At 34.4% G+C, this 17,904-nt stretch carries 13 protein-coding genes; 12 read left to right on the forward strand and 1 reads right to left on the reverse strand.

What is annotated here, in order from left to right; genetic code table 11:
- Nucleotides 1–393: 393 nt before the first annotated feature.
- On the reverse strand, nt 394–3,207 hold the full coding sequence (gene uvrA / locus BU804_RS04935) for an excinuclease ABC subunit UvrA (protein WP_075883220.1): 2,814 nt from the start codon (nt 3,205–3,207) through the stop codon (nt 394–396).
- A gap of 134 nt (nt 3,208–3,341) precedes the next feature.
- Between uvrA and BU804_RS04940 the strand changes: the two genes are divergently transcribed.
- The 12 genes from BU804_RS04940 to BU804_RS04990 all read left to right on the forward strand — a co-directional run bounded on the left by BU804_RS04940 (nt 3,342) and on the right by BU804_RS04990 (nt 17,644).
- On the forward strand, nt 3,342–3,695 hold the full coding sequence (locus BU804_RS04940; protein WP_075883221.1) for an STAS domain-containing protein: 354 nt from the start codon (nt 3,342–3,344) through the stop codon (nt 3,693–3,695).
- Nucleotides 3,696–3,843: 148 nt separating this feature from the next.
- Nucleotides 3,844–4,878: a tRNA (adenosine(37)-N6)-dimethylallyltransferase MiaA gene (gene miaA, locus BU804_RS04945; protein ID WP_039359474.1), complete on the forward strand. Its 1,035-nt coding sequence runs from the start codon at nt 3,844–3,846 to the stop codon at nt 4,876–4,878.
- Nucleotides 4,879–5,386: 508 nt separating this feature from the next.
- Nucleotides 5,387–7,108 (forward strand): hypothetical protein, encoded by a 1,722-nt coding sequence (locus tag BU804_RS04950; RefSeq protein WP_079988613.1) that lies wholly within the window; start codon nt 5,387–5,389, stop codon nt 7,106–7,108.
- A gap of 92 nt (nt 7,109–7,200) precedes the next feature.
- A complete protein-coding gene (locus BU804_RS04955; RefSeq protein WP_011175791.1) occupies nt 7,201–7,842 on the forward strand; it encodes an HAD family hydrolase in 642 nt (213 codons plus the stop codon).
- 221 nt (nt 7,843–8,063) lie between these two features.
- Complete coding sequence (locus BU804_RS14685; protein ID WP_226996139.1) at nt 8,064–9,137, forward strand: glutamine synthetase III; 1,074 nt, start codon at nt 8,064–8,066, stop codon at nt 9,135–9,137.
- On the forward strand, nt 9,134–10,240 hold the full coding sequence (locus tag BU804_RS14690) for a hypothetical protein (protein ID WP_226996140.1): 1,107 nt from the start codon (nt 9,134–9,136) through the stop codon (nt 10,238–10,240). Before BU804_RS14685 ends, BU804_RS14690 begins: the two co-directional genes overlap by 4 nt.
- 299 nt (nt 10,241–10,539) lie before the next feature.
- Entirely contained in the window at nt 10,540–10,920 is a 381-nt protein-coding gene (gene rsfS, locus BU804_RS04965) for a ribosome silencing factor (RefSeq protein WP_011175789.1), read from the forward strand.
- Between the two features lie 91 nt (nt 10,921–11,011).
- On the forward strand, nt 11,012–12,259 hold the full coding sequence (fabF, locus tag BU804_RS04970; RefSeq protein ID WP_075883222.1) for a beta-ketoacyl-ACP synthase II: 1,248 nt from the start codon (nt 11,012–11,014) through the stop codon (nt 12,257–12,259).
- 8 nt (nt 12,260–12,267) lie between these two features.
- Nucleotides 12,268–12,690: a bis(5'-nucleosyl)-tetraphosphatase gene (locus BU804_RS04975; protein WP_075883223.1), complete on the forward strand. Its 423-nt coding sequence runs from the start codon at nt 12,268–12,270 to the stop codon at nt 12,688–12,690.
- 333 nt (nt 12,691–13,023) lie between these two features.
- Complete coding sequence (locus tag BU804_RS04980) at nt 13,024–15,741, forward strand: AMP-binding protein (RefSeq protein WP_075883224.1); 2,718 nt, start codon at nt 13,024–13,026, stop codon at nt 15,739–15,741.
- A gap of 204 nt (nt 15,742–15,945) precedes the next feature.
- Nucleotides 15,946–17,382 (forward strand): cysteine--tRNA ligase, encoded by a 1,437-nt coding sequence (gene cysS / locus BU804_RS04985; protein WP_075883225.1) that lies wholly within the window; start codon nt 15,946–15,948, stop codon nt 17,380–17,382.
- Between the two features lie 10 nt (nt 17,383–17,392).
- Nucleotides 17,393–17,644 (forward strand): hypothetical protein, encoded by a 252-nt coding sequence (locus BU804_RS04990; RefSeq protein ID WP_075883226.1) that lies wholly within the window; start codon nt 17,393–17,395, stop codon nt 17,642–17,644.
- Nucleotides 17,645–17,904: the final 260 nt, after the last annotated feature.

The raw sequence follows: 17,904 nt of genomic DNA on the forward strand, positions 1-17,904 counted from the left end.
GATGGAAGTTCATTGGACAAGTAGAAGCTAAGCATGAGGCTCGACGAATTTTCCGTTATCTGGTGCCAAAATGTTATGTGGCTTGTGCACAGATAATTTCTTGAATTGAATCTGTTTACGTGATGTGTGGGCAATAATTAGAAACGGTTTAAGAAAGTAAAATTGTATTTAAAACGCGTCTAAAAAGTTACGACAAGGTTAGAGAAATCATTGAATAAAAACTGTAAATATGAGGTAGCCGAAATTACTTTTTTTAAAAGTGAAGGAGAAATAAAAAATATATCGATTGGTTACAAAAAAATCCTATGAGTTATTTAAACAAAAAAACAGAAGAAATTATTGTAATAAACTAAAGAATTTTAAAATATTTGAGAGATTATAGGAGGTTATTTATCATTGATTAAACTGAGAGAAAACTTTTCTAGTTGGTGTATGGGCTTTGATCATCTTAGTTGAAGGGCCCTCAAAAATGAGCCTTCCTCCTTTTGGTCCTCCTTCTGGACCTAATTCAATGAGCCAGTCTGCTTGGTAAAGGATGTCTAAATGATGTTCAATCACAAAAACTGTATGTCCTTTTTCTACTAGTTTATGAAGAATTTTAACGAGTTTTTCAATGTCTTGTAAATGAAGGCCGGACGAAGGTTCATCCAAAATATATAATGTTTTTTCTTGTGTTTTGCCTGCTAAATCAGCAATCAATTTCAATCGCTGAATTTCTCCTCCGGATAAAGTATTGAAGGGTTGTCCCAACTGTAAATAATCTAAACCAAGCTCTGTCATCAGTTCTAAGGTGGGTGCTAGAGAGGGAATATGTTTAAACAACTCAAAAGATTCTAAAGCGGACAGACGTAGAATATCAGCAATATTTTTATTTTCCCATGTAATCTGTAATGTTTCATAGTTATAGCGTAACCCTTGGCAAATATCACAAGGCATAAAAAAATCTGGCATAAGATGCATATTCACTTCAATATAACCCAATCCTTCACAAGCTTCACATCTTCCACCTCGCTTATTTAAACTAAAACGAGAAGCTGTATAGCCTCTTGCTTTAGCAAGACGAGTTTCGGCAAAAAGTTGTCTGAGTGGAGTCATTATACCTATATAGGTAGCTGGAATAGAGCGTGCCGACAAGCGATCTGTTTGTTTTTCATGACTGATTAAACGTTTGATTGTTTGATATTTATTTAAGAAATGAGGGATTATTCCTCTTACTAGAAAATTTTTTAGCTGTTGTCCAATGATATCTAAAACAAGGGTAGATTTTCCCGATCCGGACACTCCACAAAAACCTACAAAGCAGCCTAATGGAATTTTTGCAGAGAAATCATTTAAATTATTTAGAGTCGCTCCACGAATTTCTAACCAATCTTGTTGAATTTTTCTTCTTGGAGGGATAGGTAATGAAAGTTTACCACTGAGCCATTTTCCGGTTAGACTGTTTGAGTCATTAAGAAGGTCTGTAATAGTTCCTTGAAAACAAATTTGCCCTCCTAAGCTTCCTGCCCCTGGACCGAGTTCCAAAATATAATCAGCTTGTCGAATTAAGCTTTTTTCATGTTCAACAATTACAACGGTATTACCCAAGGCTTTTAGTTCATGAATGACTTTATGCAAATGTTGGATATCTTGTCGATGCAGCCCTAATGAGGGTTCATCTAGTATGTAAATAATTCCGGATAATTTGGCTCCAATTTGAGATGCTAATTGAATTCGATGAGCTTCTCCATCACTGAGTGTTTTCCCTTCTCTAGTTAATGTTAAGTATCCCAATCCTACTTGGTCGAGAAATTCTAATCGAGATTGAATATGAGGAAGAATTTCTTTAGCAATGGCCTCTTGTTTTCCGGTAAATAACCATGCTTTAATTTTTATTAAACACTCAGCTACGGTTAATGAGCAAAGTTGATAGATGTTTTTTTCCTGGATAAAACAAGCTAGACTTTCTGGTTTAAGTCTTCCTCCTAAACAAGATGAACAGGTTTGCCAATCAATAAAAGAAAGTTCGCTTAAAGACCCTTTGTTTTTTTTCATTTCCAAAGCTTCGTTTAAAATAGGAATAAGGCCTTTCCATTTCGCTTTTAATTGTTCTAATTCTTCATTTATCTGAACGTTAAAAACGATTTCTTGGGAATGACCAAATAAAATTTTATTTAAAATCATCTGCGAAATGTCTTTGATAAAATTTTCTTCCGAAAGATTTAAAATTTTCCATAAAGCTTTTAAAAGAGACTTGAAAGAGTAAGCGGCCTTTTTAGGAAGATGATCTAAAATCACCTGAATTTGATCTAATAAAGGTTCGTTTTTACCAAAAATAACTTGGGAAGGATTGACTTGTTCTCGCCCACCCAGTCCATTGCAAGCTGTGCAAGCTCCTTTTGGAGAATTAAAATTAAAGTCCCCAGCTTCTAAAGGTGCAAAAGAAAATCCTGTTTCTGGACATACATAAATCTCTGTTAGATAATGAGTATTGCCTTCCTTTCCTTCTTGGATTTTTAAAATACCTTGACTCAAATCTAAAGCAGTTTCCACAGATGGGGCCAAACGATCACGTATGCCTTCTCTAATTTCTAAACGATCTACCACAACTTCTAAATTTGAAATGGCTTTGTTGATTGGAAAAGGGTTTTCTCCGCACCATTCTTGTTCATTGATTCGCATCCGTATAAAGCCCATTTGTTGCAGACGTGTAATGGCTTGGTGTCCGTTTTCTTTGATCAATTTGATAGGAGCTATTAATTGTAAGCGAGAGCCCACGGAATAATTTTTTAAAATCCAATCAATCATTTCTTGACGCGTGAAACGGGACAATTTTTTGCCGGTGGCTGGGCTATATTGATCCCCAACTTTTGCATATAAGAGCGATAAAAAATCGTAAAGATCTGTATAGGTTGCCACAGTCCCATAAAAATAAAGGGGTTGTCTATGCTGTCCAATCGCTAAGGTAGGAGACAACCCTTCGATCAAATCAACATCAGGCTTAGGCATTTGTTTGATCCAGGTGCGCGCTTGAGGGGAAAGGTATTCTAGATAGCGACGTTGTCCTTCGGCAAATAAAGTATCGAATGCTAAAGAAGATTTTCCAGATCCGCTTACTCCTGTGATCACAGTAATGGCATGCTTAGGTAATTGAACAGACAAATTTTTTAAATTATGTTCTTTACATCCTTGTAAATTAATGAACCTATGGTAAGAAAAAACTGACATATAAATACTTATAATTTTGTTGCAATTTCACTTAAAACACGTTAATTTAAAGATATAGGCAAGTGAATTAATAACTTGGTTTTTAAGCAATCATTTAAGCGTGTCTAAAACTAAAAGCGAAATTCGAGGAGTTTATGAGCAATATTGAAGGACTCGTAAGCGTCAAAGAAGAAGTAAAAGGTGATGTGCTTATCTTAAGAATGCAAGGTCGGTTAGACGCTATTTCTTCTCCTAGTGCAGAACGTAAAGTTTTTGATTATATTAATAATGGCCAGCATAACCTTTTGTTAGATTTTTCAGGTATTGATTATTTAAGTAGTGCCGGCATGCGTATGCTTCTTTCCATTACCAAAAAATTAAAAACTTTATCAGGTAAATTAGTTCTTTGTTTAGTGACTGTCAATGTCATGGACGTATTAAAAATGTCTGGATTTGATCATGTTCTTGAATTAGTTCAAAGTGAAGAAGAGGCTTTAAAAAAATTTTGATTCAACAGCTCTACAATTTTTTTGGAATTGATATGCCTCGAAATTTCAATTTAAATTTTCATTTGTTAAATAAAAATTTAATTACAATTTTATTCGATACTGAATTGCTGTCGAAGTTTCAAAACAGACTAATCGTTGGATGGATGATGTGATTGGCAACTTTTCTTGTGAAACTGATGAAATCAAACGTATTGTTTTAAATTTTGCATTACAAGTTCAGAAAAAATTCCCTTCTAATTTTCAAAAAAATAAGAAAAGAATAATAGTTATTGCAGGACCTACATGTTGTGGAAAATCAGCTTTAGCATTGAATTTAGCTCAAACTATGGATGGAGAAATCATCTCAGCTGATTCGATGCAAGTTTATCGAGGGATGGATATTGGAACTGCTAAGGCAACTAAAGAAGAACGACTTTTTGTTCCCCATCATCTAATAGATATTAGAGATATTCAAGAAAGTTTTAATGTCGTAGATTTTTATTATGAAGCTAGACAGGCTTGTCAAAAAATTTTAGACCAAGGAAATGTTCCGATTATTGCTGGAGGATCGGGCTTTTATTTACACGCTCTTTTATATGGTCCCCCCAGTGGCCCTCCTTCTGTTCCTGAGGTAAGAAAATCGTTTGAAGATGAAATTGAGCGATTGGGATCAGAAATACTTTATGAAAGGCTTTCTCAATTAGATCCTCAATATGCTAAAACAATTACGAAGAATGATAAACAAAAAATTGTGAGAGCTTTAGAAATTATGATGCTAACCAACAAAAAGGTTAGCAAGTTATCTTGGAAAGGTAGAAGGAAACCCCAAAACTATGATTTTAGATGTTGGTTTCTTCATCGACCAAAAGAAAAATTATATGAACGTATTGATAAACGTTGTGATAAGATGCTTGAGGAAGGGTTTATGGATGAAGTGCGACGCCTAGATTCTTTAGGTATTCGAGGTAACTCATCAGCTTCACAGGCAATTGGTTATAGACAAGCGCTTAATTTTCTAAAGACTGAGCAAACAGCATCACAATACCAAGAATTTATTCGATCTTTCAAGCAAGCGACAAGGCATTATGCTAAACGTCAATTTACATGGTTTCGAAAAGAACCATTGTTTCGTTGGTTGGATGTCGATATGCATGATCCAGAAGTTGTTTTTGATATGATCATGAAAGACTATGAACTGCTTTAATTTATTTTAAAGGCAAAAAGGTAATCTAATTTTTGTTTTCATTTGTATGAATTGGTATCTCTGATTCAATAACTCTTATCAATCATTTAAAGTTTGAAGCTGAAATTTTTAAATCATTTAAGTTGAAAAAATCCTTTCTCTTTTGTTAACCATGTATTGTATTAGCTTACTGAATTTGATTTACTTTTAAAATACCAATACACTATTATTTCACTGAAAATTTAGTGCTGCTAATGTGGAATCAATGAATTTGGTAAAAAGCATTGCAAGACTATCAATCTAAGTTTTGAGTTATCTTCTGCACCTCCTGCCGTATTGTTAAGGAGAAGAAAACGCAAAGCTTAATTATACGGCAATATGATTAACTGATTAAATCGAATTTTAAAGTTTTATCGAAACAACTCAAATTATAGCTAAGATAAACGCAAATGCACGCATTATCAGTTAAATATCCAGCCTTGCTTATCACACAAAATCTTAAAAATATCTTCATGAATGAGTCTGAAACATGAGTTTACAAAAACAATCGAAAGAAAAAAACATCTTATCACAAATTCAAACAGACTCTTTGAATGAAAACTTACAACAATTAGTTGAGGAATCAAGCATGGAACGAGAAGAGGAAATTCCAGAACCGTCAGAAGAATTTTCTCGTAAAACAGAAAAAATGGATGAATCTGAAGATCCTCAATTAGCGGCTTTTCGAAAAAATTTTGAGGAGCAAGTTAGCCAAGATTTGAAGCTTCAATCTGCAATTGATTTTATGGAAAGTACATTAGCTCAAGGGGGGACTCCCCATTTTCGCAATTTTTGGGAAGCTAGGCGTCTTTGCCTTCCTTTATTTAAAGAAAATATTTCACCTGCTCTTAGAGGGCAGCTTTGGAATCGCTATAGTGAACTTTCTAAAGAAGCTCGTCAATTGAAAGAAATTTTAGATGAGCAAAGCGCTTTTGCTGTTGAGCAAATTGAAATAGCTATTCAAGCTTTAGAAAATGACATTCAGCAGTTTGATGAAAATGTTGCTAAATCAACTGTACCAGACAACCTGATCATTCCACAAACTCTTCAATCGAAACTGCAAATTTATCTTAATTTTCAAAAACAATTGAATGTCCTCAATGTCCAAGCTTCTCGCATTAATGCTTTACGTAAAGAATTACTTAAGACAGAAATGCGAGTGCGCCATAAAAATAAATTCTTTCAACGCCTTTCTGCAGCGGGAGACCTGGTGTTCCCTAAACGGAAAGAACTTATTAAACAAATCAGCCAATTATTTGTAGAAGATGTTAACTACTTTATACAAGCTCATTTCGATCAAGAATCTTCTCACGATTCACTTTATGCTTTAAGAGAAGAAATTAAAGCATTGCAGGGGTTAGCTAAACAATTAACCTTGAACACAAATTCATTCACGCAAACACGTACTCGATTGAGTGAATGTTGGGATAAAATAAAAATTGAAGAAAAAGAACGTAAAAAAGAACGGGCTCATCAAAAAGTTTTATTCAAGCAAAATGCAAATTTAATAAAAGAGCAACTTCAACTTTGTAAAGCATTCGTTGAACAAACAGGTTCAACAGTTGAGGCTCAAAAAAAATTAGAAGAAATTATCACATTTATGCGGCGAACAGAGCTTGGTCGTGATGAGCTAAAAGAATTAAAAGAAGAATTGAGTCATATTCGCAAAATCGTTCACGATAAAGCAAAGCATGAAGAAGATTTGCGCTATCAGCAAGAACAGGAGCGTAATCGCCAGAAAAAAGAAAAATTCAATACTTTTAAAGAATTGGCCGATAATTTAGTTAGTCAAGCAGAATCGTATGAACTAATGAAATTAACTTCTGATAGAGACCAATTGTTAGCACAATTGCAAGAGTCTTCATTGACGAAAAATGAGAAAATAGATATTGAACGTATTTTGAGACCACTTCGAGATATCATTACTGAAAAAAATGAAAAAGCTATGTTGGCCATTTCAGATGATGATCGTTATGCATTAAAGCAGCTACAAGATGTTCTTAGGCAGAGAAAAGAGCGCCGGCAAGAAATAAAAAAACAACTTGAAATTTTACGTAAAGCTTCCGGATCTTCTAATCTCGATTTTGAAAAAGCAATGTTGTTTACTTCTCAAATCAATGAAGAAAAGGAACGTTTAGAAAGAGCTACCCAAGGAATTATAGAAATCGAAAAGAAAATTGTTGAACTACAATCTAAAATTAAACGATCATAAATTTCTGTGTAAGCTGGAGTCATGAATATTGTGTAAAATCTATTCATTAAACATCAATTATTAAAATTAACAATTGATAAAGACCAAAAAAGATGAAACTTTGTGTATTTGACTTAGATCACACACTGCTTACTGTCAATAGTAGTTATCGATTTGGTACGTATCTTTATCAGCAAAAATTCATTTCTTTTTTTACTCTTTCACATTGCCTGTTTTACTATGCTCGGCATAAATTCTTAGGAATGTCGATGCAAAAACTTCACGAGAAAATTTTTCAGAAATTGTTTAAAGGTCTTTACTTAAAAGAGCTTCAAAAACACGTTAAAAATTTTTTAGATTTAGAATTGATCAAACTTTTTTATGAGCCAGCTTTGCAAAGACTGCAAGAAGCCAAACAAAGAGGGGATTACACACTTATTTTATCTGCTTCTCCTGATTTTTTGGTACAGCCGATTGCTGAAAAATTAGATGTTAAAAATTGGCGGGCAAGTGTTTATGCTCCCGATCAGGAAGGGAAATTAGAATACCTTTCTTCTATTTTAGATGGATTAAATAAAGCTAATTATGTTGTATCTTTAATTAATCAAATGCAAATTGACTATACTGCTATTACAGCTTATTCTGATAGCTATTTAGATTTACCTATTCTAGAATTATCAGGAAAAGCTGTAGGGGTTGTCCCTGATAATTATTTAAGAAAAATCTGTCAGGAAAGAGGTTGGGAAATTTTATAGTCCATTCATGTAACTAGTTTAGACCATTTTACCCTTTCCACCAAAAATTTGTTAAATATTCTAAAATCTACTTAACATTTTTATCATTTGAATATGGATTTATCTATCAATTTTTCTTCTTTCTTATTACTTTGAGCAAATAACCTGCGTTGAAAACAAGAATCGTCTCCATCCAAATTATTGAGAAAATGTTTCCCTTAGATTAGTGATAAAGGTTAACGGTGAGAAAGCAAATTTTGAAAGAAATGAGTGAGATAAGCGAACCTCCAAAAAGAAAAAAAGCTGCGAATTCTCAAAATTTTGGGAAATATGTATTTTCTAGAACAGTTATGCAAAAAATGCTTTCTGAAGAAATTTACAAAAACTTATCAAATGCCATTAACGGGCGCGAGAAAATTAAAGCAGAATATGCAGATAGCATTGCTATTGTTGTGAAAGAATGGGCAATGAGTCATGGAGCGACACACTTCTGTCATTGGTTTCAACCTTTAACAGGGGCAAGTGCTGAAAAACATGATGCATTTATTGAATGGAATTCTGCGGATGGTGTTATAGAAAAATTTAATGGTAAACAACTCATACAAGGGGAGCCAGATGCTTCTTCATTTCCTTCCGGAGGATTAAGGAGTACTTATGAAGCAAGAGGTTATACAGGATGGGATCCAACTTCTCCTATTTTCCTTTGGAAAGCGGGGGATGGGGTAACTCTTTGCATCCCCTCTGTTTTTTTCTCTTGGACAGGAAATGTGTTAGATTCAAAAATTCCTCTTTTACGATCAGAAAGAAAAATTGATCAAGCGGCTTTGAGGCTGCTTCAATTAACTGGACTTGAGGCAGAGTATGTGTATTCAACGCTTGGGCTAGAACAAGAATACTTTATGATAGACCGAAAACTATGCAATTTAAGGCCGGATCTCATTTTACTTGGTAAAACTGTATTTGGAGCTCCATCGCCGAAAAGTCAAGAGCTACAAGATCATTATTTTGGCCCTGTTAAAAATCGTATTTTAACTTATATGCGTGCCTTTGAAGATACCGCTATTGAATTAGGAATTCCTGTTAAAACAAGGCATAATGAGGTTGCTCCGGCTCAACATGAAGTAGCACCTATATTTGAAAAATCAACTGTTGCCATTGATCATAATATTTTATTAATGGAACTGATGAGGCAAGTAGCGCAAAAGCAAGGATTAACTTGTCTTTTACATGAGAAGCCTTTTATGGCAATTAATGGTTCGGGTAAGCACTCTAATTGGTCTTTGTCAACAGATAAAGGTGTTAATTTGTTAGTTTGACAGATACCCCTCATAATAATCTTCATTTCCTCATATTAATGACAGCCATTCTGTATGGTGTTTATCAACATTCGACTTTATTAAGAGCTGCGATTGGATCCGCTTCAAATGATTATCGATTAGGAGGTCATGAAGCGCCTCCAGCTATTATGTCTATTTATTTAGGAGAAGAGTTAGAAACTCTTTTAAATGAGATTGAGGAAAAAGGAAATTCTACACTTATTTCTGCAAAAAATTGCTATGATTTAGGAGCTATTTTGCCAGACCTTTCTAAAGACAATACAGACCGTAATCGAACATCTCCATTTGCTTTTACAGGAAATAAGTTTGAATTTCGAGCTGTTGGATCTTCTTCTAATCCCGCATTTCCAGTGACGGTTCTTAATTTAGCTGTGGCAGAAAGTCTTCACCTTATTTTAGATGAAATTGAATTTCATACTGATCAAACAAAAGGAAATACCGAAGCGATATCAAAAGCTATTTTTCCTGTGTTACAAAAATATTTAAAAATTGCAAAAGCGATTCGTTTTACTGGCGATAATTACCATGAGGATTGGATTAAAGAAGCTCAAAAAAGGGGGTTACCTAATTTTAAGTGCTCTTCTGAAGCTTTTTTAACATTGACTCACCCTAAAACCATCCATTTATTTGATCAGATTTTAACTTTTCAAGAGCTTGCAGGTCGTCAAAAGGCTTTGTTAGAAACGTATACCTTGAATATGACTATTGAAATTAATTTAATGCTCGATATGTTTAAAACACAAATTCTTCCTGCTGTTTTTAATTACCAAACAGCAATCGCAACGAGTTATCTCAGATGTAAACAAACCCTTTCTTCTCATCAATTTCATTCAATAGAACAAAATGCTTGGATTAAAGAGATTAATGATAAGATTGAAGAAAGTATAAAGTGTTGCAAAGAGATCGAAATGCTTAAAGAGCAAATTACTTTATTAACAGTTCAAGAAAAAGCTAGAGTTTTTGGTGAAAAAATTATTATTAAAATGGAACAATTTCGAGCAATTGTAGATGAGCTTGAGGTGATCTGTGATGATGCTTTGTGGCCCTTTCCAAAATATCGAGAATTATTATTTATGATTTAATAAAAATGATTAATCAAATGAGGTTGCTATTGATTTGTCAGAAATTTATGGAGTTTTGACTAAATCATTTGATCAGCAAGATCTTAGGCTTGTAAACTAATTATTTTTTATATTTTTTGTCATGTTTGAAACTATTAAATTAAATACTTTTGCAAAAAATTTAAAAAGATTTGCAACTGAGCTGAATAATTTCCAAGCAAATACCCCAAGCGTTTTGGTTAAATAAGTGGTATTTATCTTTAGAACTGTGTTAAAATATCATTTTTTCTAGCCTATTAACATTTAATCGTTAAAATACAATGAAAGATTTTTACTTAAAAACATTAACTGAAGTTGCTCAAGCTATCTATGATAAAAAAGGTTTCAATATTTTAGTTTTAGATGTCAAAGGCATCTGTACTATGACCGATTATTTCATCATTGCTGAAGGAACTGTTGATCGTCACGTCAGAGCGATTAGTCAAACAATTGTTGATCAATTAGCTAAACACCAGCATCATCCTTATCACATAGAAGGAGAAAGAGAAGGTGATTGGATCGTTTTAGATTATACTGACTTTGTGATTCATTTGTTTGTTCCAGATCTGCGAGAAAAATATGCTCTTGAAGAATTATGGAAAGGGGGAAAAATTGTAGATGTTTCTATTGATACGTCACGACCAGAGTTTAAAAGAGCTTAACATGTTTATGCATCCATAAAAGAAAACGATTGCCGTTTGTGAGAAAAGTAGTAGTTAACCTTTTTAAACCAATCTAAAAGGATTGAGGAAAATGAGCAAAAAACGAATTGTCATTACAGGAATGGGTATTGTTTCATGTTTTGGAAACGATGTTGATGCTTTTTATCAAAATCTTTTAGCCGGTCAAAGTGGTATTCAACCTATCACAGAATTCCCATGTGAAGATTATCCAACGCGATTTGCTGGAATTATCCCCAATTTTGAAGCTGGTGAGTATTTAGACAAAAAACAGGCTCGTCGAGTGGATAAATCGATTGCTTATACGATGGTAGCAGGAAAAAAATCACTAGAATCAGCTAATTTAAATGAAGAAAACTTAAAACGTCTTCAAAAAGAACGGTGCGGTATTTTGATTGGTTCTGGAATGGGAGGAATGACAATGTTTGCTGATGGAGTGCAAACATTAGTTGAAAAAGGTCCTCGAAAAGTATCTCCTTTTTTTGTTCCTTTTATTTTGACAAATATGTGTGGGGCATTGTTGGGAATAGATATTGGTTTTATGGGCCCTAACTATTCTATTTCAACAGCTTGTGCTACCGCAAATAATTCGATTATTTCTGCTGCTCAACACATCAGAAATGGAGAGGCTGATTTGATGCTGTGTGGGGGTGTAGAAGCGGCTGTGATGCCGATGGGATTAGCAGGTTTTTGTGCATGTAAAGCCCTTTCTCAACGAAACGAAAATCCAGCTAAAGCTTCTCGCCCTTGGGATCAGGGAAGAGATGGTTTCGTCCTTGGTGAAGGGGCTGGCGTTCTTGTGATGGAAAGTTTAGATCACGCCTTAGCTCGAGAAGCACCTATTTTGGCTGAGTATCTAGGAGGTGGATTGTCGTGTGATGCTTATCATATGACAGAGCCACGTTCAGACGGAGAGGGTGTTGCTTTATGTATTCGCAGAGCTTTACAAGATGCAGGCATCCAACCCGAAGAGATTAATTATATTAATGCTCACGCCACCTCTACTCCTGCGGGAGATATGGCTGAGGTTAATGCCCTAAAAAAAATTTTTAAAAACCCTTCTTTGATCAAAATGAACGCAACAAAATCAATGATAGGTCACTTGTTAGGCGCTGCAGGTGGGGTGGAAGCAATTGCGACAATTAAAGCGATTCTTGAACATCAAATTCATCCAACCATTAATTTAGAAAACCCAGAACCTAATTTAGAATTTGATGTTTCATCCGAGGCGCAACGATTTATCGTGAAACGTGCGATTTCTAATTCATTTGGCTTCGGAGGTCATAATGCTTCTGTTATTTTTGCTCCTTATGAACCCTAGACGCTAAAATGCCCTTAAAAAAAGATTATTCTTACGGAATTATTCCCATTCAAAGAAAAGAAGATAAATGGTACGTATTGCTCATTCAGCAGCAAGCGGGGCATTGGTCTTTCCCTAAAGGGCATGCAGATGCCAATGAGTCCCCAAAACAAGCCGCTGAAAGAGAATTGTTCGAAGAAACAGGTTTGAAAATCACAAGCTATTTATCCGAAGAAGTTTTTTTGGAACATTATATTTTTACCTTTAATAAACAACGCATTGATAAAACTGTTGCTTATTTTGCTGCTTTAGTAGAGGGAGAAGTTGTTATTCAATGGTCAGAAATTCGTTCGAGTCAGTGGATTTTGCTTTCTGAGGCGTGTGAAAAAATTTCTTTTCCTGAAGGAAAAAAGCTTTGCCATTCCGTTTTAAAACTTCTCAACTTTGATTAAGTAGAATGTTTGAATGATTCATTCAATCAATTACTAGGTATCTGAAATGCATTCATTAGTTTTTTCAACACACATTTTAATTTTTTTTAGCCTCGTTTATATAAAATCCGGCTTGTTTTGATGAAGAACTCTTTGAATTTATGATTTTATTTCTAGTAAATGCTATCATTTGCTACACAAAATCTAACTTATCAATTGATTGCTAGATATAAGAGAATTCAAAAAAATAGGATTTGAGCTAAATTGGTTAATATTTAGATTCAAATGTTGAAGACATAGCAACGAATTTTTAAATTTACTTGTAAGTGCAATAGATAAATGAGGAGAATTCCAGTGAGACATCTACTAGGCTTAGTATTACTTTATTTTATGCGATTTACTCTATGGTTTCGTTATAGAGTTACGATTAAAGGAATTGAAAACGTAAACCCTAAAGTTTTGAATAAACCAGGTGGTGTTCTTTTTTTACCGAACCACCCCACTGTTTTTGTTGATCCCACATTGGTTACTTTAGCTATTTGGAAAAAATACCTCATTCGTCCCCTGATCGTTGAGTATATGTATTATACTCCTATCGTGCATGGCTTTATGAAATTCATGCGAGCTATACCTATTCCAAATTTTGTTTCTTCAAGCAACAGCTTGAAGAAAAAAAAAGTTGATCAAGTCATAGAAACAGTCATTAAAGATTTAAGAAAAAAAGAAAATTTTCTTATCTACCCGGCAGGTAAAGTTAAAAACCAAGCCAAAGAAATTATTGCGGCATCAGGTGTTCATCGTATTATTCAAGCTGTTCCCGAAGCGAATATTGTGCTTGTCCGAACAACTGGATTATGGGGGAGTAGCTTTTCGAGAGCCTTAACTGGGAAATCTCCTCCTATGTTCAAAACAATTTTTGAGGGAGTCAAAATTGCTTTTAAAAATTTAATTTTCTTTACTCCGCGACGAGAAGTGATCATTGAATTTATGCCTGCCCCAGCTGATTTTCCCTACCAAGCTTCACGCTTAGAACTCAACCGCTATTTAGAAAATTGGTATAATCAGCCAAGTCGACTAAAACAGGACAAAGAGGAGGGAGAAGCTCTTTATCTGGTTTCGTATAGCATGTGGAGAGAAGAACTGCCCACAATTCATATTGAGAATAAAACTAATGCACAAATTGATTTAGCAGCTATCCCTACAGACATTCAAATTAAAGTGAAACAAAAGTTATCAGAAATAACAAATATGGATCCTTCTCTCATTAAACCTGAGATGAATTTAAGTAGTGATTTAGGGTTAGATTCACTCGATGTCGCTGAACTTATTGCTTTTCTTGATAATGATTTTGATTTAACTGGAGTGCCTGTCAGCGAATTAACAACTGTTGGTAAAGTGATGGCCCTTGCCTCTAAGCAAATTACTTTTGAAGAAGAGGTGGAAGAGGAAGAAAATGATTTAACTCGATGGTTCGCTTCATCGTTTCCTCATAAACGTGCGACATTTCCTGAGGGAGAAACAATTCCTGAAGTTTTTTTAAATAATTGTGCAAGAATGGGGCATACTGTTGCATGTGGAGACTTGCGCTCTGGAGTTGTGACCTATGCACAGGCTAAACTACGCGTGTTATTATTAGCTGATTACATTAAGAAGCTTCCTGGAGAATATATCGGAATTTTACTTCCTTCAAGTGTTGTGACTTATTTTACGATCTTAGCTTGCCAGTTAGCTGGAAAGGTTCCTCTTTTAATCAATTGGACAGCAGGAGCCCGTCATTTGGAGTCTGTTCGATCTTTATCAAATATTCAGGTTGTGATTTCTTCTTGGGCATTTTTGGATCGTTTGGATAATGTTGATTTAACAGAGATAGAAGAACTCATTATTACCCTAGAAGACGCCCGTCGAGAGTTTTCTTGGAAAGACAAATTAAAAGCATTTATTCGTTCAAAACTGAAAACAAAAACACTTTTATCGGTATTTGATATTCAGAGGTTAACAAAAGATTCGGAAGCCGTTTTGTTATTCACTAGCGGGACTGAAAGTTTGCCTAAAGGAGTGCCCTTAACGCATGGGAATATTTTAAATAATCAAAGAGATGCTATTGAATCTGTCGAAATTTTTCAAGATGATGTGTTATTAGGGATGTTACCTCCATTTCATGCTTATGGATTCACAGCAAGTGGTTTATTACCTTTACTAGGTGGATTAAGAGTTGCTTATTATGCTGATCCTACTGATGGGAGAGGGCTTGCGAAAGCTATTGAAAAATGGGCTGTTACAATTCTTTGCGGGGCACCGACGTTTTTGAGGGGAATTTTTAAAAATGCGAATCCTGACCAACTTAAAACTCTTCGCATATGTATAACTGGAGCAGAAAAAGCCCCAAAAGAATTATTTCAAATGGTTGGACAGCTTGATCATTGTCGTTTAATTGAAGGTTATGGAATTACAGAATGCTCTCCTATCTTAACTGCTAATACCACGGGAAATCCAGCTTATGGTGTTGGAAAGCCTATGAAACAAGTCTCTCTTTGTGTTGTTAGCCTTGATCAACATCAACCTTTACCTCAAGGAGAACAAGGCCTTGTATTAGCAAAAGGACCCAATATTTTCTCGGGCTATCTTAATAAAGGGATCTCTTCCCCATTTATTACAGTTAATCAGCAGGCTTGGTATTCAACAGGAGATTTAGGCTACCTTGATTCAGAAGGAAATTTAATCATATGTGGACGTTTAAAAAGATTCATTAAAATTGGTGGGGAAATGGTTAGTTTAACAGCAATCGAAGAAGCTTTAAACCATACAATTGGAGAGAAAGTTAAAAATGTAGAGGAAGGAAGACCCATTTTAGCTGTCATCCCGGAAGAAGAGGCGGGAGAAAAAGCCAAAATATTTGTTTTTACCAGTTTTGAAGTTTCTGTCGATGAAGCTAATAAAGCTTTGCGAGAAGCAGGATTTAGTAACTTAGTTAAAGTTTTTAAAGTAATTCAATTACCCGAAATTCCTTTGATGGGAACAGGGAAAATTAATTATCGGGAATTAAAAAAAAATTTAGAAACACATGCTAAATAGTCTACGTGCGCAAAGGTTATTTGCCATCTCTGATATAAATGAGATTCAGCTGGAAATTATCCTCTAACAATTCCTTTTGAAATTTGACTTGGTTAAAAAATAAAAGTAAATTTTAGAAAATGCTGTTGAATAGAGATTGGTTTTACAACTAGATAAATTCGCAACTTAAGCTATAAAGACATTACTGATCGATAGGATACCTTTATGAATGAACATGCCCTAAAAAATATTCCCCTCAAGCTTTATAATACGGCTGAGCGTCAAAAGCAAGAGCTTAAACCAATAAAAGACAACCATATACAACTTTACACATGTGGACCAACTGTCTATCACTATGCACACATTGGAAATTTTCGAACTTACATTTTTGAAGATTTATTAAGAAGAACAATTCAATTTTTTGGGTTTTCTATTACACAGGTTATGAATCTTACCGATGTGGATGACAAAACAATTCGAGGAGCTATTGCTAAAGGTATTACTCTTGATGCGTATACGAAGCCTTATAAGGATGCTTTTTTTGAAGATTTAAAAACTTTAAATATTCAATCAGCAGAGTATTATCCAGCTGCTACTGATTATATTCCAGCTATGATTGAGATGATTAAAGTTCTTTTAGATAAAAAAGTCGCTTATAAAGGAGGGGATGGGAGCATTTATTATGCCATTAACCAATTTCCTCGCTATGGTTGTTTATCTCACTTGCATTTAGAAGACTTACAAGCAGGAGCCTCTGAACGAGTGGCTGCTGATGAATACGAAAAAGAACATGTCGCAGACTTTGTGTTGTGGAAAAGTTATGATCCTGAGCGTGATGGCCAAATTTATTGGGAGAGTCCATTTGGTTTAGGTCGCCCGGGTTGGCATTTAGAATGTTCAGCAATGGCCATGCACCTACTTGGAGAAACGATAGATATTCATGTGGGAGGAATAGACAATATGTTTCCTCACCATGAAAATGAAATTGCTCAATCGGAAGCCTGCTCCGGTAAAAAATTTGTAAATTTATGGATGCATGCAGAACATCTTGTCGTTGATCAAAAAAAGATGTCCAAGAGTTTAGGAAATTTTTATACATTGCGGGATTTGTTAAATAAAGGTTTTACAGGCATTCAAGTCCGCTATTTACTTCTTCAAACACATTATAAGACGCAATTAAATTTTACATTTCAAGGTGTTGAGTCAGTCAAAAGTTCATTGCAACGCCTTAATGACTTTATTCAAAGAATTTATAATATTCAAACACTTCAATCAGACGGCCAGGTTGACTTACTTGTCAATGATGCTTTAATACGATTTGCCGAAGCTCTCGCAGATGACTTGAATATTTCTTCCGCTTTAGCTGCTATTTTTGATTTTGTGCGTGAAATCAATTGTTTATGTGATGTCAATCAGGTCAGTCAAAAAGAAGCCGAGACAGTGATAAATCTTATGAAAAAATTTGATACTATTTTAGGCGTATTGACATTTGATAAAAGGGAAGAAAATATTCCAGAAGATTTACAAGAAGCTTTTGCTAAAAGGCAACAGGCGAGACAAGAGAAGAACTGGGCACTTTCCGATGAATTACGTGATTTCATTCATCAAAGAGGCTATTTGATTGAAGACACTCCTCAAGGTACCAGATTAAAAAAACAATAAGGAAATAAAAATGTCCAATCGCGCAAGAACAAAAGATGAAATGTTTATGATGCGTCTTTATGAAGAAGCTTTAAAACAAGAAGAAATAGAAGATCCTATAGATCGTTATCAGATTGGAAAATTAGCAGGTCTTCAAAAAACTGCTGTGGATACGATTTGCAATTTACTTGCTCAAGCCAATTTTATTAAAAAGAAAAATATAACTGATATTTCAATTACTCCTCATGGTGCTAAACTGGCTGAAAGCTTGAAAGAATCATAACCAGTTTAACAATAAAGCAATTAATTGATATAAAAACCTCCTTATAAAATAACAAACTTTTTTGGAATTTTAAAAGAAATACGATGAAATAAGATTTGTGAAAATTATTTTAACAGCAGAGAAAAACTTTATTTGTATTAGATATCGCTATGAAAGGGATATAAAATTATACGAAAAAATTAAAGTTATATTATTAAGGGTTGGACATAATGAACCACTGTTCAAGTTCGGCACCAAGCATAACATACTTAGGACTAACA

This window comes from Candidatus Protochlamydia sp. W-9, assembly GCF_001950615.1.
Lineage (GTDB): Bacteria > Chlamydiota > Chlamydiia > Chlamydiales > Parachlamydiaceae > Protochlamydia > Protochlamydia amoebophila.